The organism is Pseudonocardia yuanmonensis (assembly GCF_039542425.1).
Classification (GTDB): domain Bacteria; phylum Actinomycetota; class Actinomycetes; order Mycobacteriales; family Pseudonocardiaceae; genus Pseudonocardia; species Pseudonocardia yuanmonensis.
In genome coordinates this window covers 87,524-110,211 of sequence record NZ_BAABIC010000009.1, presented here as the reverse complement: position 1 = coordinate 110,211, position 22,688 = coordinate 87,524, and the positions used below count along the sequence as shown (strand labels likewise).

At 72.1% G+C, this 22,688-nt stretch carries 22 protein-coding genes; 9 read left to right on the top strand and 13 right to left on the bottom strand.

What is annotated here, in order from left to right; translation table 11 throughout:
* From ABD990_RS15140 to ABD990_RS15130, 3 genes are read right to left on the bottom strand one after another with little or no spacing between them, the layout of a single operon-like run.
* A complete protein-coding gene (locus tag ABD990_RS15140; protein ID WP_345381136.1) occupies positions 1–555 on the bottom strand; it encodes a (2Fe-2S)-binding protein in 555 nt (184 codons plus the stop codon).
* Positions 552–1,460: an FAD binding domain-containing protein gene (locus ABD990_RS15135; RefSeq protein WP_345381135.1), complete on the bottom strand. Its 909-nt coding sequence runs from the start codon at positions 1,458–1,460 to the stop codon at positions 552–554. The genes ABD990_RS15140 and ABD990_RS15135 overlap by 4 nt, the downstream gene beginning before the upstream one ends.
* Before the next feature lie 60 nt (positions 1,461–1,520).
* Positions 1,521–2,228: a GntR family transcriptional regulator gene (locus ABD990_RS15130; protein WP_345381134.1), complete on the bottom strand. Its 708-nt coding sequence runs from the start codon at positions 2,226–2,228 to the stop codon at positions 1,521–1,523.
* Positions 2,229–2,407: 179 nt separating this feature from the next.
* Here ABD990_RS15130 and ABD990_RS15125 point away from each other — a divergent pair, with 179 nt between their 5' ends.
* Positions 2,408–3,343: an NADP-dependent oxidoreductase gene (locus tag ABD990_RS15125; protein ID WP_345381266.1), complete on the top strand. Its 936-nt coding sequence runs from the start codon at positions 2,408–2,410 to the stop codon at positions 3,341–3,343.
* A 48-nt stretch (positions 3,344–3,391) separates the two neighbouring features.
* Here the strand turns inward: ABD990_RS15125 and ABD990_RS15120 are convergent, their stop codons facing one another.
* Positions 3,392–5,032, bottom strand: coding sequence for a sigma-54-dependent Fis family transcriptional regulator (locus tag ABD990_RS15120; protein WP_345381133.1), 1,641 nt, complete (start codon positions 5,030–5,032; stop codon positions 3,392–3,394).
* Between the two features lie 37 nt (positions 5,033–5,069).
* Positions 5,070–6,251, bottom strand: coding sequence for a M24 family metallopeptidase (locus tag ABD990_RS15115; protein ID WP_345381132.1), 1,182 nt, complete (start codon positions 6,249–6,251; stop codon positions 5,070–5,072).
* Between the two features lie 199 nt (positions 6,252–6,450).
* Between ABD990_RS15115 and ABD990_RS15110 the strand changes: the two genes are divergently transcribed.
* The 3 genes from ABD990_RS15110 to ABD990_RS15100 all read left to right on the top strand — a co-directional run bounded on the left by ABD990_RS15110 (position 6,451) and on the right by ABD990_RS15100 (position 8,594).
* Positions 6,451–7,278 carry an LLM class F420-dependent oxidoreductase gene (locus ABD990_RS15110; RefSeq protein WP_345381131.1) on the top strand — a complete coding sequence of 276 codons (828 nt, stop codon included), beginning with the start codon at positions 6,451–6,453 and terminating at the stop codon, positions 7,276–7,278.
* A gap of 78 nt (positions 7,279–7,356) precedes the next feature.
* Positions 7,357–8,157 carry a sugar phosphate isomerase/epimerase family protein gene (locus ABD990_RS15105; protein ID WP_345381130.1) on the top strand — a complete coding sequence of 267 codons (801 nt, stop codon included), beginning with the start codon at positions 7,357–7,359 and terminating at the stop codon, positions 8,155–8,157.
* Positions 8,154–8,594 (top strand): VOC family protein, encoded by a 441-nt coding sequence (locus tag ABD990_RS15100; RefSeq protein WP_345381129.1) that lies wholly within the window; start codon positions 8,154–8,156, stop codon positions 8,592–8,594. Before ABD990_RS15105 ends, ABD990_RS15100 begins: the two co-directional genes overlap by 4 nt.
* A 40-nt stretch (positions 8,595–8,634) precedes the next feature.
* Here the strand turns inward: ABD990_RS15100 and ABD990_RS15095 are convergent, their stop codons facing one another.
* Positions 8,635–9,486, bottom strand: coding sequence for an alpha/beta fold hydrolase (locus ABD990_RS15095; RefSeq protein ID WP_345381128.1), 852 nt, complete (start codon positions 9,484–9,486; stop codon positions 8,635–8,637).
* Positions 9,487–9,665: 179 nt separating this feature from the next.
* Positions 9,666–10,421 carry an SDR family oxidoreductase gene (locus tag ABD990_RS15090; protein WP_345381127.1) on the bottom strand — a complete coding sequence of 252 codons (756 nt, stop codon included), beginning with the start codon at positions 10,419–10,421 and terminating at the stop codon, positions 9,666–9,668.
* 79 nt (positions 10,422–10,500) lie between these two features.
* Here ABD990_RS15090 and ABD990_RS15085 point away from each other — a divergent pair, with 79 nt between their 5' ends.
* Positions 10,501–10,980, top strand: coding sequence for an RrF2 family transcriptional regulator (locus ABD990_RS15085; protein WP_345381126.1), 480 nt, complete (start codon positions 10,501–10,503; stop codon positions 10,978–10,980).
* 24 nt (positions 10,981–11,004) lie between these two features.
* On the opposite strand, the gene ABD990_RS15080 is transcribed toward ABD990_RS15085, so the two are convergent.
* A protein-coding gene (locus ABD990_RS15080; protein WP_425569603.1) for an IS5 family transposase occupies positions 11,005–11,836 on the bottom strand; the annotation gives its coding sequence in 2 pieces (ribosomal slippage) (positions 11,005–11,359 and positions 11,358–11,836; 834 coding nt in all).
* A 267-nt stretch (positions 11,837–12,103) separates the two neighbouring features.
* Positions 12,104–12,928: a dioxygenase family protein gene (locus ABD990_RS15075; protein ID WP_345381125.1), complete on the bottom strand. Its 825-nt coding sequence runs from the start codon at positions 12,926–12,928 to the stop codon at positions 12,104–12,106.
* A 156-nt stretch (positions 12,929–13,084) separates the two neighbouring features.
* On the opposite strand from ABD990_RS15075, the gene ABD990_RS15070 reads away from it, so the two are divergent.
* Positions 13,085–14,614, top strand: a complete 1,530-nt coding sequence (locus tag ABD990_RS15070; protein ID WP_345381124.1) for a 4-hydroxyphenylacetate 3-hydroxylase family protein — start codon at positions 13,085–13,087, stop codon at positions 14,612–14,614.
* Here ABD990_RS15070 and ABD990_RS15065 read toward each other — a convergent pair.
* The 4 genes from ABD990_RS15065 to ABD990_RS15050 form a co-directional block, all read right to left on the bottom strand.
* Positions 14,575–15,897, bottom strand: coding sequence for a LuxR C-terminal-related transcriptional regulator (locus ABD990_RS15065; protein ID WP_345381123.1), 1,323 nt, complete (start codon positions 15,895–15,897; stop codon positions 14,575–14,577). The two genes, ABD990_RS15070 and ABD990_RS15065, sit on opposite strands and share 40 nt — an antisense overlap.
* Positions 15,898–15,915: 18 nt before the next feature.
* A complete protein-coding gene (locus ABD990_RS15060; RefSeq protein ID WP_345381122.1) occupies positions 15,916–16,467 on the bottom strand; it encodes a flavin reductase family protein in 552 nt (183 codons plus the stop codon).
* A gap of 83 nt (positions 16,468–16,550) precedes the next feature.
* A complete protein-coding gene (locus ABD990_RS15055; protein WP_345381121.1) occupies positions 16,551–19,583 on the bottom strand; it encodes an AfsR/SARP family transcriptional regulator in 3,033 nt (1,010 codons plus the stop codon).
* 95 nt (positions 19,584–19,678) lie between these two features.
* The gene (locus tag ABD990_RS15050) at positions 19,679–20,407 is read right to left on the bottom strand and encodes an FAD synthetase family protein (protein ID WP_345381120.1); all 729 of its coding nucleotides are present in this window, start codon (positions 20,405–20,407) and stop codon (positions 19,679–19,681) included.
* A 186-nt stretch (positions 20,408–20,593) separates the two neighbouring features.
* Between ABD990_RS15050 and ABD990_RS15045 the strand changes: the two genes are divergently transcribed.
* From ABD990_RS15045 to ABD990_RS15035, 3 genes are read left to right on the top strand one after another with little or no spacing between them, the layout of a single operon-like run.
* A complete protein-coding gene (locus ABD990_RS15045; protein ID WP_345381119.1) occupies positions 20,594–21,388 on the top strand; it encodes an SDR family NAD(P)-dependent oxidoreductase in 795 nt (264 codons plus the stop codon).
* Positions 21,388–21,591 carry a tautomerase family protein gene (locus ABD990_RS15040; RefSeq protein ID WP_345381118.1) on the top strand — a complete coding sequence of 68 codons (204 nt, stop codon included), beginning with the start codon at positions 21,388–21,390 and terminating at the stop codon, positions 21,589–21,591. The genes ABD990_RS15045 and ABD990_RS15040 overlap by 1 nt, the downstream gene beginning before the upstream one ends.
* Positions 21,588–22,685 carry a maleylacetate reductase gene (locus ABD990_RS15035; protein ID WP_345381117.1) on the top strand — a complete coding sequence of 366 codons (1,098 nt, stop codon included), beginning with the start codon at positions 21,588–21,590 and terminating at the stop codon, positions 22,683–22,685. The genes ABD990_RS15040 and ABD990_RS15035 overlap by 4 nt, the downstream gene beginning before the upstream one ends.
* The last annotated feature ends 3 nt before the right edge of the window (positions 22,686–22,688 follow it).

Here is a 22,688-nt window from a genome sequence, read left to right as displayed (position 1 = left end):
TCACTGGTCCTGCTCCCCGGAGAGCCGGTCGGCGGCGTCCATGACGGCGTCGACGATGAACTGGTAGCCGGTGCAGCGGCATAGACTGCTGGAGATTCCTTCGCGCACCTCGTCCCTGGTCGGCCGTGGGTTCTGAGCAAGGAACTCCTGGGTCCGCAGCACCATCCCGGGGGTGCAGAAGCCGCACTGCATACCCTGCTGGGCGCGGAACGCCTCCTGGATCGGGTGCAGGGTGTCCGTATCGGGCGCGACGCCCTCGATCGTCGCGACCTCGCGCCCGTCCGCCTGCACGGCGAGCGTCAGGCACGAGCGGACGGTGCGCCCGTCCAGCTGGACGGTGCAGGCTCCGCAGACCCCCTGCTCGCATCCGATGTGGGTGCCGGTGAGCCGCAGGTCCTGGCGCAGGGCGTCGGCGAGTGACTTGCGCGCCTCGCAGGAGATGCGGCGCGACCGACCATTCACGGTGACGACGACCTCGTGGACGGTGCCGGGAGCGGTGTCGAGTTCGGGGTCCAGGAGCTCCGTCTCCGGGGCCCTGCTGTCGAGCTGGGTCATCGGGTTCCTCCTGCACGGGCGAGAGCGGTGGTGAGGGCGCGGCGGACCTGCGAGCGCGCGACCCGGGCCCGGTAGTCGAACCCGGGAACCGGGGCGACCGGGACCGGGAGGATGTGTGCGGCGGGGTCCGCCGCCGGCCGCGGCTCGAGGTCCTCGGTGGCCGCTGCCGCGGCCCTCGTGATCAGTTCGTCGTCCGGTACCGCCCCGAGCAGGATCCGCTCGGCGGACGGGACGCGGACCGGGCGGTCCGCCACACCGGACAGGCCGATGGCCACGGCGGCGACCCGTCCGTGGTGCAGGGTCAGCGAGACGCCTGCGCCCGCCACGGGAAAATTCCCTCGGCGCAGGCTGAACTCCGACCACGCCTGGCCGGTCCCCGGCGCCGCGATCGGCAGCGCGACCTCGGCGACCAGCTCGCCGGGCCCGACCGCGGTGCGAAATGGTCCGAGGAAGAAGTCCCCGGCCGCCACGGTGCGCACACCGTCGGCGCCGAGCACCGTGAACCGTGCGTCGAGCACGAGGGCGACGCACGGCAGCTCGGCGACGGCCGCGGCGTGGGCCATGCTCCCCACCACGGTGCCGCGATGACGGATGGGTGGATGGGCGACGTACCCGACGGCCTCGGCCAACAGCGGTACCGCCGCGGTGAGGGACGAGTACTCGACCTCGCTCTGCGTCGTCGCCGCCCCGATCACGAGGCGGTCGCCTGCGCGGCGCAGGATCCGGAGATCCTCCGCGCGGCCGATGTCGACCAGGTGCGGCGGGTCGGCGAGCCGCAGGTTGAGCATCGGCAGCAGGCTTTGCCCGCCCGCCAGCACCTTGGCCCGCGGGCCGAGGGCGGAGAGCAGCGCGACGGCGTGCTCACCGGAGCCGGCGCGGTGGTAGGAGAACGGTGGGGGCTTCACACCGGTGACGCTAGGAGCACCGTCACACGGCGGGGTTGTCCCAGATTGGGACGCCGCAGGTCAGCGGCCTCGGTCGGCCTCCTCCAGGGTTGCAACCAACCGAGACGTGACACCGCGGAGATGACCGTCGACCGCCGCGCGCAGCGACGCGGTGTCGCCCGCCTCGATGGCGGCGAGGATCACCTCGTGCTCGCGCAGCGACGCCTCGGTGTGGCCGGGGAACTGCCCGGCGTAGGTCATGATCCGCCGAATGTTTCCGCGGAGCCGGTGCAGGTGTCCGATGAGCAGTCGGTTACCGCAGTGGCCGACGAACAGGTCGTGGAAGTCGAAGTCGCCCTCGGTGAACGGCGTGAGATTGCCCTTCCGGATCTCCGCGGCCTGCTCGGTGAGCCGGGCACGCATCGCGGCGACCTCGCCCGCGGGGATGTCGGTGGCGGACTCGGCCGCCGCCGTCTCCAGCGCCCGGCGAACCCCGTAGACGTCCCTGACCAGCTGGACACCGAGCGGAGGCACGCTGAACCCTCGCGGGCCGGACGGTTCCAGCAGCTTCTCGTCCTGCAGCCGCCGGATCGCCTCGCGCAGCGGCGAGCGGCTGATCGCGAAGCGACGAGCCAGGTCGTTCTCGCTGAGCGGGGTGGCCGGGGCAAGGTCACCGGCCACGATCCACTCCCGCAGCGTCTCGTAGGCCTGCTCGGCCAGCGACGGCGCCCGTCTGGGTGCGCGCTCGTCGATGCCCATGACGTCCCACCGGGGCTCGGACACGGTCATCGACCCTCCCACGCCGCACCCTCGGGCGCGATTGACACCGCCAGCAAGCCGAACCTAGCATCCGGTCGACAGACGACCGTCGCCCACTGGCCGGTCTGTCTCCTCTCCCCGGGACACCGCAGGCTCTTACGCACTCTCGTTCCGTGGGACCGACGAATCGAGGACCCGTGCCCACGTCCATGCGCGCCGTCAGCCAGCTCACCCCCGGAGGCCCCGAGGTGCTCCGGCTCGTCGAGACCACCGTCCCCGAGCCGGGCCCGGTCGAGGTCCTCGTCCGCGTCCAGGCGGCAGGGATCAACCCGACCGACTGGAAGACCCGCACCCGCGGTTACTTCTACGGGGACGAGACGCCCCCGTTCATCCTGGGGTTCGACGTGGCGGGGGTCGTCGAGACGGTCGGCCCGGGCGTCACCCTGCACTCCCCCGGCGATCCGGTGATCGGCATGCCGCGCTTCCCCAAGCCTGCGGGCGCCTACGCGGAGTTCGTCACCGGGCCCGCACGCCACTTCGTCCCCGCGCCCGTCGGCGTCGACCCGATCCAGGCGGCGGGCGTTCCGCTCGCAGGCCTCACCGCCTGGCAGGCGCTGGTCGACACCGCCGGACTCCGTGCCGGGCAGCGGGTGCTCGTGCAGGCCGCCGCGGGTGGGGTTGGACACCTCGCCGTGCAGATCGCCAAGGCCCTCGGCGCCCATGTAGTGGGCACCGCGAGCGCGGCGAAGCACGACTTCCTGCGGTCGATCGGGGTCGATGAGCCCGTGGACTACACGATCGGCCCCATCGACGAGCTCGTCGGGGACGTCGACGTCATCCTCGACACCCTCGGGGGTGAGGCGCGCGAGCGGTCGCTGCGCTGCCTACGCCCGGGCGGGACACTCGTGTCGATCATCCCGCCCGTGGGCTTCGACTCGGCCCTGATGCCCCGCCGTGAGGACGTCACGGTGCGCTGGATGCTCGTCGAGCCGGATGCAGGCGGACTCCGCGGGCTGGTCGAGCTCATTGAGAAGGGGGCGCTCGCCGTGCATGTGGACCGCACGTTCCCGCTGGCCGAGGCCGCCGCGGCGCACCGCGTCGGCGAGGCGGGACGCACCACCGGAAAGCTGGTGCTCACGATGTGACACTGAGGGCAGGGACGAGGGGGCAGGGCGAGTGGCCCCTGCCCCCTCTCAGCTGCGCATCCGCATCTCGACCTGACCGGAGTCGGCGAGCCCGTAGCGGTCGATCTTGCGATACAGGCTCGATCGCGAGATCCCGAGCTCCTCGGCGGCGATCGCCTTGTTTCCTGCCGACGCGGCGAGTGCCGCGACGATCGCGTCTCGCTCGGCCTGTTCCATCCGGGTCAGCCGCTTGCGGCCGGCCTCCTGCCGCACGTCGAGGGGCAGGTCCGCCACGCGGATGAGCCCCGAGCTGTTGATCAGTGTCCGGGTCACGACGCTCTCGAGCTCGCGGAGGTTGCCCGCCCAGCGACGACGCGCCAGCGCGTCGAGCGCCTCGCCGCTCCAGCGGGCCGGTCGACCCAGGCGCGCCGTCAGCTCCGCCACCAGGGCCGGTAGCTCAGCGAGCCGTTCCCGCAGCGGCGGGACCGTGACCGTCGCGAGGTCGAACAACTCGAGGAGTTCCGGTGCGACGAGTCCGACATTCCGGGTGGTGGCCACGACCCTGAGCCCGTCGTCCACCGCCCGGCGGATCACCTCGGTCTTGTCGGGCGTCAGCGCATCGAGGTGGGAGACAGCGAGCGTGCCTTCACCCCAGGGCTTCAGCAGCTCTGCCGCCAGCGTCGCCTTGCCGGTGCCCGGCTCGCCGACGAGGAGGACCGGGACACCGGCCGCCACCGCCTCACCGGCCTGCGCGGTGGCCGCCACGTACACCGGGCTCGCGGGCCGGCCTGCCGCCGACCTCCGCAGCGGCGCCCGAGTGCCTCGGCACACTTCGACCAGGACACCGTCCTCGGCGAGCGGGCTGACCCGGACGGGAAGGACGACCCCGTCGGGGAGCTCCAGGTCCACACTCCGCGAGGCACCGGCACCACCGACCTGCTCCCACAGGTCCGCGGCGTCGAGCTCCGGGAAGAGCTGAGCGGCGGCGGGGTCGGCGACCACGATCCGTCTGCTGAGCACCATCGAGGGACGGTCGCTGCGCCCGCGATGGGCCAGGAACTGTTCGAACAGCCGCCGCTCCGCCGCCCCGGAGCGCTCCAGCATCGCCTCGCGGAGTTCCGCCACGGACCACCTGACGAGCGCCGTGAGGGCCGGGTGGACGGTCTGCTCCATCATCGTCACGTTGATGACCGCGGCCGGGCGACGGCTCACCGGGTCCAGGACCGGCGCCGCGACACAGGTCATGTCCAGGTGCAGCTCGCCCCAGTGCTCCGCACCACCGATGATCTTGGGCTGGAGGTCGGCCAGCGCCGTCCCGATCCCGTTGGTGCCGACGTGCTTCTCACTGCAGCTCGCGCCCGGATCGGCCATGATCCGCCGCAAGGAGCCTCGCACCATGGTGTCCGGGATCCAGCTGCGGACCAGCCTGCCCTGTCCGTCCGCCAGGGACAGGGCACAGCCGAGGCCCTCGAGCTCGTCGGCCATCTTGGCGAGGATCGGCTTCGCGAGAGCGTCCAGGGGCGCCCTGACCTCGTGTTCGGGGAGATTCGGCAGGTGCGCCTCGAGCGGGGACACCCCTGCGCGCTGCGAGCGCGACCAGGACGCGGCGATCTCCGGGCGCACCACCGTGCGGAACCGCTCCGCGATCCGGCCGCTGGAGAGGAAGTCGTCACGCGCACTGCGTAGTGCACGAACGTCGGTCGTGGACATCGTTGGCCTCCACAGACGAGTCGAGCGATGCTAGCGGTCAGACGCCGGCGGCGGTCCAGTCCCGAGCGCCGTCTCCGAACGCGCGGTGGCCGTCAGCGGTGACGACGACCGTGTCCTCGAGCTTGATGAAGCCCCGTCGAGGGTGCTGCAGGGTCGTCTCGATCGAGAGGACCATCCCCTCCTCGAGCGGGCGGTCGGCGTCGTCCGCGGGGTAGGGCACCGGCCCCGTGCAGGTCAGCCGGGGCGCCTCGTGGCTGACCAGACCCATGCCGTGGGCGACGAAGAACATCGACCGACCATGAGGGGTGGCGCCCATCGCGGCCTCTGCCGCCGCGTAGACCTCACCCCCGCGGACACCTGGCCGTACCGGGAGGCGAGTCGCCTGCTGGATCTCTTCGATCTCCCCGAGCAGGTCGATCAGCTCGCCGTCCGGCGGACCGAGTACCGCCATACGAGCGAGGTCGCCGATGTAGCCGCCGAGGTTGCCCCCGGAGTCGAGACACAGCACCTCACCCGCTTGCCATGCCTGGTCGGACTCACCGCGGTTGAAGCTCGAGCCCATGCTGACCAGGCAGTACTCGTAGGTGAGGCCGCGGCGCACCTGCTCGGTGCGCAGCGCCGCGACCAGCTCGCGCTTGGTCGCACCCGCGCCGTGGGAGGCGAATACCGCGGTCATCGAGTCGACGATGGCGTCCGACGCCCGCTCGACGATCGCCAGCTCCGCCGGGCTCTTGCGGGCACGCAGCCGCTCCAGCACACCGAACGCCTCGATGAGGGTGACGTCCTGCTCCTGGGAGAGCCGGACGAACGAGTCCGCGGGAAGGAACGACTGCTCAACCCCGACGGTCGCACCGGCAGAGCACACCTTGCGCAGGTGGGCCAATGCGGACTCGACCGCGTCGACCGATCCCCAGCTGGTCAGCTCGACGGTAGGCACCCACAACGGTGCGTTGTCGAGCTGCCAACCCTCGGTCTCGTTGCCGACGTACGCCGCCGCCCCGACGTCTCCCCTGACGTACAGCACGACCGGCAGGTAGCGGCCGACTCCGATGGCGTCCATGTAGTCGAAGAAGAAGTAGCGATGGCCGCCGAGCAGGTACTGCACGTTGTGCTTCGAGGTCGCCAGGATCGCGTCGAGCCCGGCTTCCTCCATCAGCCGGTCCAGCAGACCGGTGTCGAAGGGCGGACTCGTCGCCTCGGTCCGGGTCGGAGCCTCCACGGCACTCTCCTCGATCGTCGTCGATCGCGACACGCCTCGGGCGACGGTCGCCTGTCGACAGAACTTTGCGTCAGCGGCGCGCCACTGTCAACGACGGCTCTTGTCCCAACGTGGGACAACAGCCGCACGTCCCGCCGCCGCGACGATCGACCCGTCCCATCCGTACGGGCCTCGTGCCCCCACCGACCGCGGAGGCTCGATGAAGATCGGGATCGGCGCGTTCCTCACCGACCAGAGCATCCGGCCCGAAGTACTGGCCCGGGCCGTCGAGGAGCGAGGGTTCGAGAGCCTGCTGCTCCCCGAGCACTCGCACATCCCGACGAGCCGGGAGTCGCCCTACCCGGCCGGGGGCGACATGCCGGACTACTACGCCCGCATCGTCTCGCCCTTCCCCTCCCTGGCGGCGGCTGCCGCGGTCACCGACCGGATCACCCTCGGCACCGCCGTGACCCTGCTCCCCCAACGGGACGTGGTCCACACGGCGAAGGAGGTCGCCACGCTGGACCTGCTCGCCGATGGCCGGGCACTCATCGCTGTGGCCCCCGGCTGGAACCGGGAGCAGATGCGTACCCACGGGACGGACCCCCGGACACGGGGCGCGCTCCTGGAGGAACAGATTCGCGCGCTCAAGACGATCTGGACGTCCGACGTCGCCGAGTTCCACGGCGATCACGTCGACTTCCCGCCTCTGTGGTCGTGGCCGAAGCCCGTCCAGTCCCCGCACGTCCCCATCTACGTCGGCGGCTGGGGACCCGCCGCGATCCGACGCGCCCGCACGATCGGGGACGGCTGGATGGCGGGCAACGCCCCCGATCCGGCGGCGGTCAAGGAGCAGATGGCGCTGCTCGACGGGGGGCCCTCTGTGCCGACGACGGTGTTCGGCGTCGGCGGGCACGAGGTCGACGTCCTCGATGCCTACCGGGACAGCGGCGCCGAGCGGGTGGCGCTGCTTCTCGAACCCGTAAGCGAAGCCCGCGCCCTCCAGCTTCTCGACGACTGGGCCCCACTCGTCGCACGGCTGGCCTGATCTTCGGAAGGGAATGTCCCGATGAACAGATACCCTCTCGTCGCCACGTCCTGGACTGTGCTGGGCGACGTGACACCCGTGGACCCGGTGTGGGTGAGCCCGCACTCCCATGCGGACCGCATCGAGATCCTCGCCGAGCTCGGCTGGACGGGGATGGGGTTCACTCAGGATGAGCTTTCCGCGGCGCGAGACGCCGGAACCCTCAAGGACCTTCGCAGACTGCTGGAGGCGGGCGGCATCACCCACGTAGAGGTCGAGTTCCTTACCGACTGGTGGTGCGACGGGGAGGCGGGCGAGGCCTCGCGTCGCACGCTGGACGTCCTGCTCGACGCGGCGGACGAGCTCGGTGCCGCCTTCATCAAGATCGGCACAGCATTCCAGGAGCCGATCCCCGATCTTGCTCCGCTCGTCGAACCCTTGCGCCGGCTCGGCGAGACCACGGCGCAGCGCGGTCACCGGATCGTCCTCGAGCCGGCGGCGGTGTCGATGGTCGAGTCGATCCCGAGGGGATCCGAGCTGGTCACCCGGGCCGACGTCGAGAACGTAGGCCTGCTCGTCGACTTCTGGCACGTCCTGCGAGCCGGGACCTCGACGTCGGAGCTGCTGCGGACGGTGCCGAAGGGCCAGGTCTGGGCGGTGGAGATCACCGACGCCGACGCGGAGCCCACGGGAGGTGACCTGTTCACCGATACCGTCCACAACCGCCGGTACCCAGGCGACGGCGCGGTCGACGTCGCAGGCCTGGTGGAGGCCATGCGGACCCTCGGCTTCGACGGCCCCTGGGGGGTCGAGATACTGTCGGACGAACACCGTCGCCTCCCTCTGCCCGAGGGCATGCGTCGCGCTCGGGACACCACCCTGCCGTTCCTCAGCCGATGAACCTCGACCATGTCGGGCTCACGGTCCCCGACATCGACAGGGCGACTGAGTTCTTCGCGCGGGCCTTCGGCGCCCGGGTCGCCACCGACATCGTCACCGAGCCGCTCGCAGGACCCGAGGTCGAGGCCGGGCTCGGCCTCGCACCCGGAACCGTCGTCCAACGGGTACGGACGCTGAGGCTCGGCGATGGCGCCGCTCTCGAGCTGTTCGAGATGGCTGGCGTCGAGCAGTCCGCGCCACCGAGCCTGGCCGATCTCGGAGTCCACCATCTCGCCATCGCCGTCGAGGACATGTCCGAGGCCCTGCGTCTCGTCGGGCTCGCGGGAGGCCGTCCGCTGGCCGACCCCGCCCCGGTCCCGGGGAGCGAGTCCTCACTCTGGGTCTACTTCTCGCCACCCTGGGGTGGCCTCATTGAGCTGGTCCAGCGAGCCGGCTGACACCGACCGCCGCGCCGACACCCCGGCGCGGCGGTCGGTGTCATCGGGCGAGTGCCCGCCGGATCGCTCCGGCGAACGCCTCCGGGGCCTCGACAGGGACGAAATGACCCACTCCCGGCAGGTCCGACACCTCGGCATCGGCGAACCACTCCCCGGCCCGGTCCGCCCAGGCCCGGGGGAAGAGCGGATCGTGCTCGGGCCAAAGCACCGCCGTCGGCGCCACGATCCGTCGCTCGGGCGCCGTCTCCGCGAGGGAGCGAACGACCGTGGCCGCCCCGGCGCGGTACCACCCGATCGACGCCGTGAACGCGCCCGGTGCCGAGTAGCGGACAGCCAGATGGTCGAGCCGGTCGGCCGAGACCTCGAAGCCCGGTCCCGACCAGTGGTTCCAGAAGTGGCGAAGGTTGGCCCGAACCGCCTCCAGGCGGCCGTCGACCAGCTCGTCGGCGAGTCCGAGCCGGTGGAAGCTCTGATACCAGAACTCCTGAACCGCATCGGGCTCCAGGACCCGCCGTCCGATCCCGGGCAGCGGCGGCGCAAGGACCATGGCGGAAACCCGTTCGGGGTGACGCGTGGCCAGTAGCTGGGCTACACGACTGCCCACGTCGTACCCGCAGAGGACCGCATGCTCGATCTCAAGCTCGTCCAGAAGCCCGAGGACGCTGCGGACCTGCCCATCCGCCGAGTAGTCACCGCCCGTGAGCTTGTGCGACTCACCGAACCCTCGAAGATCGGGGCGGATTAAGTCGCTGCCGTCCGCTCCCATCGCCTTGACAACGTCGTTGAAGTCCGTGCGATCGCCTGGCCATCCATGAAGCAGCACCACGGGCGGGCCGGTGCCCGAGCGGTCGTAGGCAAGGGCGAATCCGTCGATCAGAGCCTCGGTACGCATGAGTGGACGGTAAGACTGACGGATTGGACAGAGTTGACCCGTTCCGACACAACCGCCCGCTCGCACTGACGGACCGGACGAACGATGCCGACCGGATGTCTGATACTGAAGCGGCCGGCCGGGAACTCCGGCCGGCCCGCACTGCAGCCGCAGCGCGACAGCTCGACGCCGTTCAGGTCTCAGACGCGCACTGCCCGGCCGGCCAGCCATGTCCCGAAGTCTGTCGAACCGATCAACGCCTCCCCGACCGGAACCAGAGCTGACTTCTCGAGCACAGCGCCGAAGTAGGTCGTCTCGTCACTGGCTACCACCGGTCGGGGATCGCCCTGGGCGACGAGCACAGGTCGCACGAACTCCGCGAACGAGCCTCGCTCCGGCCCGGCCACGTCTACGCGACCGTTTCGCGGCCCCGCCACCGCGATCTCCGCCAGTCTTGCGGAAACGTCCGCAGCCGCGACAGGCTGCAAGTCGGCCGTCGAAAGCCTGACCACCCCGTCCACCGTCGACCCTGTGGTGATCGGTCCCAGGAACTCGAAGAACTGAGTCGCCCTGACCACGGAGTAGGGCAGTCCTCCAGCGACGACGAGCGCCTCCTGCGCGGCCTTCGCCCGCAGGTACCCGCTGTCCGGCACGCCATCGGTGCCCACGATCGACAGCGCGACGTAGTGCTGGATTTCGGCATGCCGACCAGCGGCCAGGAGCCGCTCGGTCGAGCGGGTGAAGAACTCCATGACCGGCCCGTCCTCGAATGACGGCGAGTTCGTCACGTCGACCAGCACCGACGCGCCTGCGAGCACCTCCGCGAGCCCAGCCCCAGTGACCGTGTCCACACCGGTCGACGGCGACGCCGGTACCGCCTCATGCCCCTGGGCCCGCAATGACTCCACGAGAGCCGTCCCGATCAAGCCTGTCCCACCCGCGACGACGATTCGCATGGCCACTCCTCAACTCGGATATCTTGTGTCCGCGAATCTACTCGGACATAGGATGTCCGAGTCAAGTAGCATCGGGGTGGTGAAGCTGTCCGGTGGAGTCGAGTGGGCCCTGCATTGCTGCGTCGTCCTGAGCGCCGCCACCGAGCCCACCCCGGCCACGAAGCTGGCCGAGTTGCACGACGTCTCTCCCAGCTACCTCGCAAAACACCTACAAAGCCTGTCCGGCGCCGGACTGATCCACTCGACACAGGGCAAGTCGGGCGGCTACCTCCTGACCCGCTCTGCCGCCGATATCACTGTGCTCCAGATCGTCGAGGCGATCGACGGCGCCACACCGGCCTTCCGCTGCACCGAGGTGCGACAGCGTGGCCCCCTCGCGGCCTCGGCCGAGAGCTGCACGATCCCGTGCGGAATTGCACGCGTGATGGGGGACGCCGACCGCGCATGGCGGGAGTCCCTGGGTGCAGTCACCGTCGCGGACTTGGCGGACGAGCTGAGCTCCACTGCCGGCCCCGCAACCCTGCCTCGCGTCAACAGATGGCTACAGACGGGCACTTAAGAGAGTGTTGTGGAACCTCGATGCTTAGTTGTCGAGATCTTCTGCTAGCCGGCGAGCTGCGCCGATGTCAACCGAGCTGGTCGGTGCGGGGAGTGCCTCACCGGCCAGCCGGGCGGCCATCAGCCGGATCATCGCGACCTGGATCATCGCCTCGGCGTGGGCAGTCTTGCGTTCGTAGTCGCGTGCCAACCGTCTGCACCTCGTCAACCAGCCGAAAGTTCTCTCGACCACCCACCGGCGGGGCAGCACCTGGAAGCCTTTCACGTCGGCGTTGCGGGGCACCGCGACGACCTTGATCCCCTCGTGCCGGGCGGCCCAGTCGACCAGGCCGGCATCGACGGAGTTGACGTAACCGCCGTCGACCCGGACCAGCCCCATGCGGGAACCGCTCCCGCACACCGTCGAGCGCGAGTTTCGCCCCGGCCCGGTCCTGCATCGACGCCGAATGCACCACCACCCGCAGCAACAGCCCGAGGGTGTCCACGAGCAGATGCCGTTTGCGGCCGCGGACGCGTTTGCCCGCGTCGTAGCCGATGGCTTCACCGCCTTCGGCGCTCTTGGCCGACTGGGAGTCCAACACCGCCGCCGACGGCTGGTCGCGCCCGTCGGCCAGACGCACCTGCACACGCAGCACGTCGTGGATCCGCGCCCAGGTGCCATCGGCAGTCCAGGCCGCGAACCAGCGGTAGGCCGTACTCCACGGAGCGAGATCCTGCGGGACCAGCCGCCATGCGCACCCGGTGGCCAGCACAGAGCTGATCGTGTCGATCACCAGCCGAAGCGAGTAGACCTTCGGCCGCGCTCCCAGCACCCGCGGCGGGCAGGGTGGCCGCGCCCGCCTGTGCCCGGAGGTCACGGATCTCGAGGTCGGAGGCGCCGAGTTGGCGGTGCAGCGCGGCGAGCTGGCGGGCGTGCGCGGTGGCCTGCTGCTGGGCGGCCGTGGCGAGCGCGGTCCGCTGCTGCTCGAGGGCGGCGCGACGAAGCGCTGATCGCAGCGCGCGCGGAACACGCCGCCGAGCTGGAGTCGCGGTCCTCGATGGGGACCGTGACGATCGGCGCCGGGGCGCACACGACAACCGGTGCATGATCGGATACAGCGGCTACTAGCTGGATCCGACGCCGGCTACGCGCGATCCAGCACGAACGAGTGGCGCAGGGCCTCGCCCTGCTCGTGGGTCTCGTAGCGGGCGACGAGCGATCCCTTCACCCCGAACACCGGATCGTTCTCGAGGTACGGATCGTCCTCCCGGAACAGCATGGTCGTCAGCGTCGAGAACCCGGGGGCCTCGATCCGCACGTGGAGGTGCCCGGGCCGCATCACCGACCGGCCGCTCGCGCGCATCAGGGAGCCCACCGGCCCATCGTCCGGAATGGGATACGGCGCCGGGCTGATCGTGGTGAAGGACGTCCGGCCGTCCGCAGAGGTGTGGAACAGGCCCCGCATCGCCGCACCCTCGAGGCCGACGACGTCGGAGTCGTAGTGCCCCGCGGAGTCGGCGTGCCAAACGTCGACGGCGGCGCCCGGTACCGGTGCGCCGTCGGTGTCCACGACGGTGAGCTGCACGGACAGCGGGGTTCCGGGCAGGCCGCCGGAGATGTCGGCGCCGGCCTCGAAGGAGGGGCGGTGCTCGCGGAAGAACGGTCCGAGGACGCTGTTCTCGGTCGCGGTCGGGCTGCGCCGGTGGGCCACAGCGTCGACCAGCATGGTCACCCCCAGCACGTCGGAGAGCAGGATGAACTCCTGCCGGTCCGGCGTGCAGAGCTGTCCGGTCCGGGTGAGGAACCCGATCGCCGCCGCCCACTCCGCCTCGGTCAGCGAGACCTCGCGGACGAAGTCGTGCAGGTGGCGAACCAGCGCCCCGAGCACCGTGCCCAGCCGCTCGTCGGACCCGTGGGACCCGGCCCGCAGCACAGCCTCGGTGATCGTCTTCTCGTCCAGATCCGGCATGCCGGCGAGCGTAGGGACGGGGCCGTGACCCGCAGGGAAATCGACCGTCACTCGCGATGTCACCCCGGGTGACCTCGGTCGGCTCACCCCGTCGGGCGCGACTCTGCGCAGGTCGGCGCCCCGTCGGGGCGGCGCCGCGGAAGCGAAGGGACAGCCGTGCTGCGCACCGGAAAGCAGTATCTCGAGGCCCTCGATGACGGCCGGGTCATCTGGGTCGGCGACGAGCTGATCGACAACGTCGCGACACACCCGAAGACCCGGGACTACGCCCAGCGCATCGCCGAGTTCTACGATCTGCACCATCGGCCCGACCTCCAGGACGTCATGACGTTCGTCGACGAGGACGGCGAGCGGCGCTCGATGATGTGGTTCCAGCACCGGAGCAAGGATGATCTGCGCCGCAAGCGCCGCTACCTCGAGACGGTGATCCGCGAACTCGACGCCGGGGCGGCGCCGCGGACGCCCGACGTCAACAACTACGTCTTCCTGACCTACATGGACGACCCGACTCCGTGGAGCGAGCAGTCCGTCGGCACGGGCGGGCGGGACCTCACAGCCGGGATCACGGCCTTCTGGGAGCACATCCGCGAGGGCGACCTCAACGCCGCACCGGCGTTCGTCGACCCGCAGACTGACCGCTCCCGCGAGACCGCCCAGGCCGAGTCGCCGGCCCTGCGGGTCGTGGAGACCCGCGACGACGGGATCGTCGTGCGGGGGGTGAAGGCGATCGGCACGGGGACGCCGTTCGCCGACTACATCCACATCGGTGTGTTCTTCCGCCCGGGTATCGTGACCGAGCAGATCATCTACGCGGCCGTGCCGGTCAACGAGCGCGGCGTCACTCTCATCTGCCGTGAGAGCACGGTGAAGGAGGGGCAGGCCGACGAGCATCCGCTGGCGTCGCGCGGCGACGAGCTCGACACGGTGATGCTGTTCGACGACGTGTTCATCCCCTGGGAGCGCGTGTTCCACATCGGCAATCCCGCCCACGCGGCGCTGTACCCGCAGCGGGTCTTCGACTGGCTGCACTACCAGGCGCTGATCCGCCAGGCGGTGCGCGCGGAGCTCATGGTCGGGCTCGGGATGCTGATCACCGAGCACATCGGGACCTACCAGCTGCCGCCGGTGCAGACCAGGCTCGCGCAGCTCGTCGGCTTCCACCAGACGATGCGTGCCCACCTGATCGCCTGCGAGGAGGAGGGGTTCCTCACGCCGGGCGGGCTGTACAAGCCGAACGTGCTGCTGTTCGACTTCGGGCGGGCCCACTACCTCGAGCACGTCCCGCGGATGGTGAACGAGGTCGTGGACCTGGCCGGCCGGTCGGCGCTGATCTTCCCCACGGAGAAGCAGTGGGAGCGGCCCGAGCTGCGCAAGTGGCTGGAGCCCCTCCAGACGGGGCCGGTGGGGCGCCCCCACGACCGGCTCAAGATCAGCCGCGTGATCCGCGACATGTTCCTGTCGGACTGGGGTGACCGAATCAGCGTCTTCGAGAACTTCAACGGCACGCCACTGCTGGCCGTGCGCATGCTGACGATGCACCGCGCGGAGATGGCGCCGTCCGGACCGCTGACCGACCTCGCCCGGAAGGTCTGCGGGATCGCTCCGCCCGAGCCCAGCGGGGACACCGCGTACTCGGAGCAGGCCGCCTACGCGCGGCGCCAGGACGCCCGCGCCGCGGCGAGCTGAACCCCTGTCGTGGGCTCCCGCGTGCCCGGGAGCCCACGACGGCTCAGCTCGCCCCGCGCGCGACCGGCGACGACCGCCGCGTGCCGTTCGTGCACCTGCAGCTTGCGGAACACCGACCGCACGTGGGTCTTCACCGTGTTGTGGGACACGTGCAGCTCGGCGGCGATCTCGCGCAGGCTGAGGGGGCCGGCGAGCGCGCGGAGCACGGCCTGCTCTCGCGGCGAGAGCGGTTCCCCGGCCGCATGCGCCTCGGCCCGGGCGGACACGTGCCCCACGAGCGCGGGAACCCGGTCGGGCTCCTCGCGGACCAGCACGCTGTGCAGCACGGGCTGCAGGGCTGGATGGAACCGGAAACCGTGCGGCGTCCGCCGGAGGAAGAGGGTGGACGCGGCCAGCACGAGGAGTTCCTCGCCGGCGCGGGGTGACCCGGTCAGGTCCCGGGCACGGTCCGGCGTCACCTCATCGAGCACGCTGCAGCGGAGCAGGAGCCGGCGCTGCACCGACGTGACGCGTTCCAGCAGCTCGGCGGAGAAGTACTCCTCCACCTCCGCGAGGGACTCCGGGAGTGGTGCGCACCGCCCGAGGGTCCGCAACGCGGCGCCGGCCAGGCGGATGCCGGTGGCCCAGCCGTCGAACCGGGCGTTGACGTCGTCCACCTCGGACGGGGCCACGGGGAACCCCGCGACGGCGGACAGCAGCGCGGCCGTCTCGGCACGGCCGAAGCGGAGGTCGTCCTCGGTGATCTCGGTGAGCCTGCCGGCCGCCCGCAGCATCGCGACGGGCCCACCCGGCGGTCGCGCCGTGGCGAGGACCACCCGGACGTGCGCCGGGAGCCGCTCGACGAGCTCGTAGAGCGAGTGCCTGGTCAGCGGATCGTTGATGACGTCGAGCCCGTCGAGGACAAGGGTCAGGTCGCGCACCGCGCCGAGCGCGTTCACGACGGCGGGCAGGAGCTCGCCGAACACGACGGACCTGGTCTCGGCCAGGCGGGGATCGGGCTGATCGAGGCCGCAGAAGGGCCGTAGCGCCTCGAGCAGCGCCTGCCACACGCCCGGCGCGGAGTCGTCGTGGCGACTGAAGGTGATCCAGGCCGTGCGGTCCCGACCCGCGGCCCACTGTGCGAGCAGCACGGACTTGCCCGATCCCCGCGGCGACGCGACGAGGGTGACCTGCTCGCCGGCGTCGAGGACATCCAGCAGGCGGGTGCGGCACAGCGTGTGCGGGGGCGCGACCGGCGGGCGCAGGCGGGTGCGGACGACGGCCGGTCGAGGGCTGCCGCTCACGTCGGCGCTCGCTCGCGCCTACAGGACCGACGCCAGCTGCCAGTGGAAGGCCTCGCGGGCGTGCCCGCGAGGGTCGCACAGGCTGCCGAACGTGCTCGCGAAGTAGACCAGCGGGCTCGTTCCGGGACGGAACTCGCAGGTCTTGACGTCGCCGACGACGATCGTGTGGTCACCGCCGGGCAGCGCCGCCCCGACGGAGCAGACGAAGTGCGCGATCGCGTCGGCGAGGACCGGGACATCGTGGTCGGCCCGCAGCGCCACGTCGGCGAACTTGTCGTCGCGGCGCGAGGCGAAGCGCCGCGCGAGCTGCTCCTGGCCCTGACCGAGGACGTTGACCGCGAAGCGCCCCGACTCCTCGATCGCCCGCCGGGTGGCGAGCGTGTTCCCGATGCACACGAGCAGCTGCACCGGATCCAGTGACAGCGACGCCACGGCACTCGCGGTCATCCCGGCCGGACCCTCGGGGGTGAGGGTGGTGATGACCGCGACCCCGGTGCTGAAGTGGGAGATCGCCTGCCGGAAGTGGGGCGCCGACGGACGCGGGTCCAGCGCGTCTGAGGGAAGGGTCATCGCTGCCTCCGTGGGAGCTCGAACGTCGTCCCACGACGGTGCCATCCGGGTCGTTAGCGGTCGGGAAACCAGCCGCTGGACGGTCAGGCGCGCAGCCGGGTGACCAGCCGACGGATCTCGGCCGAGGGCGGGACGGAGAGCTCCCGCATCGCGGCGACGTAACGGCGGTAGAACGCCAGCACCTGGTCGTCCTGGCCGCTGGCCTGGGCCAGCGAGATGCGCAGCATCCATGCCTGCTCGCTGAAGGGGTCCGCGCGCAGCACCGCATCGGTGTTCGCCACGGCCTCGCGGTAGCGGCCCAGCCGGAACGCCACGCGCGCCAGGTCGAGCCGCGCGGCCCGGATCCGTGCGCTGATCTCGGCGCGGCGCGTCTCGGCCCAGCCCCCGGGGAAGCCGTCGAGGTACGGGCCGCGCTCGGCGCGCTCGATCGCCTGCGCCAACGTGGCGAGCCGGGTCTCGCCGTCCTGGTGGTCGGCCTGGGCCAGGGTCGCCAGGGTCGCCGCGGTGGCGCTGGTCACCAGGTCGGGTCCGGCGAGCCGGAAGCGGTCGCCATCGAGCGTCGGGACGACCTCGTCGGGGAGGACCTCGCGCAGGCGGTAGAGCGCCTGGCGGAGGTAGCTGCGGCCGGCGGCCTCGTTGCGGGACTCGAACAGGGCGTCGAGGAGCTCCTTGCGGGTGGCGACCCGCTCGTCGGAGGCCAGGAGGTAGGCGAGCAGCTCCACGCTCTTGCGCAGCCGCGGGATCACCGGGGAGCCGTCGAGGCGCAGCTCCGGGTCGCCGAACTCGTCGAGCACCAGGCGGGGATCGCGGCCGGTGAGGGTGAGGTGGCGGCCCCCGGTGAGGCGCGCGGTGAGGTCGTGCCACCGGGACGTCCGACTCGGCTCGGTGTCGGCGCCGCGGACGGCGACGGCGGGGACGTCGGCGAGCGCCGTGAGCAGCAGGTGCATCGACCCGCGCTCCCCTGCCACGGTGATGGCCAGCTCCGCCGCCGCGTCCGACCCGTCCTCGTCGCCGAGGTGCCAGCGCGCCTCGGCGAGATAGCAGGCCGCCGTCGGGACGTCGAGCATCCGGTCGCTGCGCTGCATGCTCTCCAGGGCCCGGGCCAGCAGCTCCGCGGCTGCGGAGTGCCGCTCCTGGAGCAGGAGCGCGAGCCCGCGCCACAGGTGCGCGAGCTCGCGGGTGAACCCGTGGCGGCCGGCGCCCCGGGCCTCGGCCTCGTCGAGGGCACGGATGGCCGCTTCCGGGTCCTTGTGCAGCCGGAGGCACACCTTCGCCTCCATCAGCAGCACCAGGCTGGCGTAGATCTCCGAACTCGTGGCTGCGGCCAGTTCCCCGCCACGCTGCAGCGCATCCCACGCGTCCGCCCCGCGCCCGAGGTCGAGCATCAGCTCCGTGGCGTCGAGAGCGTGCAGCCACAGCGGCTGCGACTGCTGGCGGTGCGCCTCGTAGACCACCATGGCCTGCTCGATCCGCCCCGTGGCGCGCAGCCCGGCGATCACCCAGGGCGCGCCGAGCACGCTGCGCCACGGCCCGTGCATCCCCGGCGAGTCGAGGCCGTCGAGCCGGCCCCGGATGTACGCGAGCCGCATAAGCAGGCTGTCCAGCGGGCCCGACGGCGTGGTGGCGAATGCCGGGAAGGGGGGCGGCGGCCGATCGAGGCTCAGGGCGAGCACCGTCGCAGCTATGTCGCGGGCCCTGCCCGGCGCGAGATGGTGGGCGACGCGGACGGCGTCGTCGACCCGGCCCGCATGCCAGAGACACCACGTGAGCAGGACCAACGCCTCGTCCCTCGACGGCTGGTCGCACCCGCCCAGCGCCGTCACCCATTCCCAGCCGTGCCGGTCGAGGAGCTCGACCGCGCGGCCGGGCTGTTCCAGCGCGAACGCGACCCGCAGCACGATTGCGGCGATCGCCGGGGTCGGGGGGCGGCTCGACGCTCCGAGCAGATCCAGCCAGCGCGCCGCCGGCCGGAAGTCCATCCGCTCGACCAGCCCCGGGAGCAGCTCCGCCGCCTGGGCCCAGGCCTCGTCGACGGCGCCGATGTGGAGCAGGGCGTGCACCCCCTCCTCCCGCTCACCGCGCTGCACCAGGAGCCGAGCGTGGCGCAGCCGGATCTCGCGGAGCTCGGCGGCCTCCTCGTACGAGAGCATCTCCCGGAGGTGATCGCGCAGCTGTGGGCTCACGATCATGGTGCGGTCCGACGTCCAGGTCACGGGCAGGTGCCGGTCGCGCAGCCGGGCGAGCAGCTGGGCGCAGTCGTCGAGCCCGAGCGCCTGCGCGGCGTCGACCGTGACCTCGTCGAGCAGACTGGTCCGGACGAGGAACCGCCGCTCGTCCGGCGGGAGGTCGGCCAGGACGTGGGCCGTGAGGTAGTTGCGCATGTGGTCGGGGGCGGCCCCAGCGGCGGTGCCCTGGCTGAACAGCACGCCGGCGACCCAGCCCCCGGTGAGCCGGAGGGTGTCCGCGGCGGCGTCCGGCCCCCGCCCGGTCAGCTCCAGCGCCGCGACCACCTCGTCGAGGTCGAAGGCGAGTTCGGCACCGCTCAGCTGGGACACCCGCGCCAGCTCGCTGGTGGACCCGAGGTCCAGGGGCAGCAGGGTCCGTGAGATCAGCACGATGCTCACGTCGGCCGGTGCGTAGCGGGCGAGCGCGGAGAGCACGGCGAGTGCCTCGCCGCTGCCCGCCACCCGCTCGGCGTTGTCGCACACGAGCACCAGCCCGGACCCGTGCAGGCTCTCGGCGAGCAGCCCGGCTGCCTCGCCGGCCGGGATGCGGGCCGCGAGCGCATCGGTGGCTACGCCCTGGGCGTCGGGCGCGTGCGTCTCGACGGCCGCCTCGAGGTAGAGGAGCAGGCGGCCCGCGGCGGCCTCGCTGCCGTCGAGCGAGAGCCACGCGGTCGGCCGGTCCAGGGTCTGCAGGGCGGCGGCCACGGCCGTCGTCTTGCCCGATCCGGCCGCGGCGTAGACGGTGAGCGTGCCGCCGCGGTCGACGAGGTTCGTGATCCGCCGCGACAGCCGGGGCCGGGCGACGAGGTCCCGGGCCAGGGCGGGCGGGGTGATCTTGCGGCGGATGATGGCGCGACGCGGGGCCGGGGCGACGGGATCGTGCTCTGCCACCGGATCTGCACCCCCTGCGGCGCCGCCTCGGCGCGGAGCCGTCCCACAGCTTCGGCGGTGCGCCGGGGACCGTGCAACCCTCGATTTCGCCCCGATTAACAGCCGTCCCGCTGGAGGAGGACGAGCTCGACCTGGCCGCTCAGCCGGTCGTCGACGGTGAGGCAGCCGGCGCCGTCAATCACCGCGCCCGTCGGGCGGTCGTTCGCCATCACCCGGTAGCGCCCGGCGGGCGGCACCACGAGACCGGGATCGACGACCACGGTGCCGCCGGGACCGGCCCGGCCGGTGAGCGTGTGCCGGCGCCCCAGCAGTCGGGTCACCTGCTCGAGGTCGCCCGCCGACAGGGAGGCCCGGATCCGGGTGGACGAGACCACGCCCGCGGCCGACCTCACCAGCGGCGCGATGCGCGTCCGGAACCGGGTGTCGCCGCGCAGGGTGTGCCCCCCGCCCTGACCGCCGGCACCGAACCGGAAATTCGCGCCCACCGAGACGGTGTGGGCGCCGAGCCGGTCCACGAGGAGATCGTCGACGAAGGCCGGCGCGGCCACCGCCGCCCACCGCGAGTCGAACGGCAGGACGACGACCTCGCGGACACCGAGCGCAGCAAGCCTGCGCACCTTCGCCGGCACCGTGGTGAGCAGGGCCGGAGCGGCGCCGGGCCGCAGGACCGCCAACGGGTGCGGGTCGAAGGTCAGCACGGTGTCGCAGTCGGCGATCACCTGCCGGTGTCCGATATGGACGCCGTCGAACACGCCGATGGCGACGGCCCGGGCCCGGCGGCGGACCGCCCCGACGTCGGTGACCTCGACCGTGGGCTGCTCCACGTTCCGCTCCCGTCCTCGCGATCGCGGTGATCCTCGTGGTCCGCCCGTGAACGCCGGGGAAGCCGCCGGGCGGGCCCGCGGGCGTGCTGTGACCCCGGCTGTTAGCCGGCGTTGCCGGGCTCGGCCCTGCCGGATGGAGTGTCCGGGACCCGCGGCACGTGGCCGCCACCCGTGATCGGAGATGACATGAGCACCGGCGCTGACCTGACCGGACGAACCGCGCTCGTCACCGGAGCGAGCCGGGGTATCGGCTTCGCCGTGGCCCGAGCCCTGGGGGAGCAGGGGGCGGGGGTCGTCCTGCTGGCCCGCGACGACGCGTCCGTGAAGGACGCCGCCACGCGCATCCCCGGTGACACCCTCGCGCTTGCGGGCGACGTCACCGACGAGCAGTCCGTGGCCGACGTCGTCGGGGCGGCCCACCGCTGGCGGGGACGGCTCGACATCGTGGTCAACTGCGCCGGTCCCCAGCTGGCGTCGGCGCCGATCGCCGCCCTCGAGGACCAGGCCCTCGGGTCGGCCCTCGACGTGAAGCTGCGCGGCTTCACCCGGGTGGCCAAGGCCGCGCTGCCCCTGATGGAGGACGGCGGAACCGGCGCGATCGTCAACGTCGCCGGCGCGACCGCGCACACCCCGATCGCCGGCGCCGCGATTACCGGCATGACCAACGCCGCCGTCGTCGCGCTGACCGGCTTCCTGGCCGCGGAGGCCGCGGCGCGCCGGGTCCGGGTCAACGCGGTGTCGCCCGGGATGACGGCGACGGAGGGCTGGCTCGCCCGGCATGACGCGATGGCCGAGCAGCAGGGCCGGTCCTCCGACGAGGTCCGGGCCGGGATGGTGGCGGCCCTGGGCATCGCGCTCGGGCGCTGGGCGCGCCCGGAGGAGATCGCGGCGGCCGTCGAGTTCCTGGTGTCGGATCGCGCCTCGTACATCACCGGACAGGTCCTGCGCGTCGACGGCGGCCTGACGAAGCCGGTGGCCTGATGCCGTTCATCCAGATCACGATCGGCAAGGGGCACGACGAGGCGTGCAAGCGGGAGCTGCTGACCCGCGTCTCGCGGGTGGCGTCCGAGGTCACCGGCACGCCGGAGACCGCGTTCCGGGTGTGGATCGTCGAGGTCCCCGCGACGGAGGTCAACGTGGGCGGGACGATCCTCGCCGACGCCCGGGCGCAGGCGTCCCGATGACCGGGAGCAGCGACACGGCGGCGGCGATCCCCTCCTTCGAGTTCACCGCGCTGCCCTACCGGGTCCTGTTCGGCGCCGGCATGGCCGACCGCGTCGCCGCCGAGGTCGACCGGCTCGGCCGGTCCCGGGTCCTGCTCCTGGCGAGCCGGGAGATCGCCGAGCTCGGCGACCGGGTGGCCGCGGAGCTCGGGCCGCTCTGCGTGGGCCGCTTCGACGGCGCCGCCATGCACACCCCCGTCGATGTCACCGAGAAGGCGCTGGCGGTCCTCGAGGAGAGCCGAGCCGACGCCGTCGTCGCGGTCGGCGGCGGATCGACGACCGGCCTGGCCAAGGCGCTCGCCCTGCGGACCGGGGTCGACCAGGTCGTCCTGCCGACCACCTACGCCGGGTCCGAGGTGACCCCGGTGCTCGGCGAGACCGTCGACGGACGCAAGCAAACCCGCTCTGATCCTGCCGTGCTCCCCGAGACGGTCGTCTACGACGTGGAGCTCTCGCGGCACCTCCCCGTGCCGATGTCGGTCACGAGCGGGATGAACGCGCTGGCCCACGCCGTGGAGGCGCTCTACTCACCGCAGGCCAACCCGGTCGTCGACGGGTGGGCGACGGACGCGATCCGGCACCTGAGCCGGGGCATCCGACAGGTGCCGGGCGCGCCGGCGGACCTCGCCGTCCGCGCCGACCTGCTGCGGGGCGCGTGGCTGGCCGGGACCTGCCTCGGGGCGGTCGGGATGGGCCTGCACCACAAGCTCTGCCACGTGCTGGGCGGCACGTTCGACCTTCCCCACGCCGCCACGCACACCGTCGTGCTCGCCCACGTCGTCGCCTACAACGCGCCGGCGGTCCCGGCGGTGATGGACGCGGTCGCGGCCGCCCTCGGCGTGTCCGACGCCGCAGCGGGGGTGTTTGCGCTGGTGGCGGACGCCGGGGCGCCCAGCTCGCTGCGGCAGCTCGGAATGCGGGAGGCCGATCTCGCCGAGGCGGCGGACATCGTCGTCGCCACGCCGTACCCGAACCCCCGGCCGATCGACCGGCCGGCGGCGCTCGAGCTGCTCCGCGCGGCCTGGGAGGGTGGCGCGCCGGCGGCTCGCCGCTAGGCC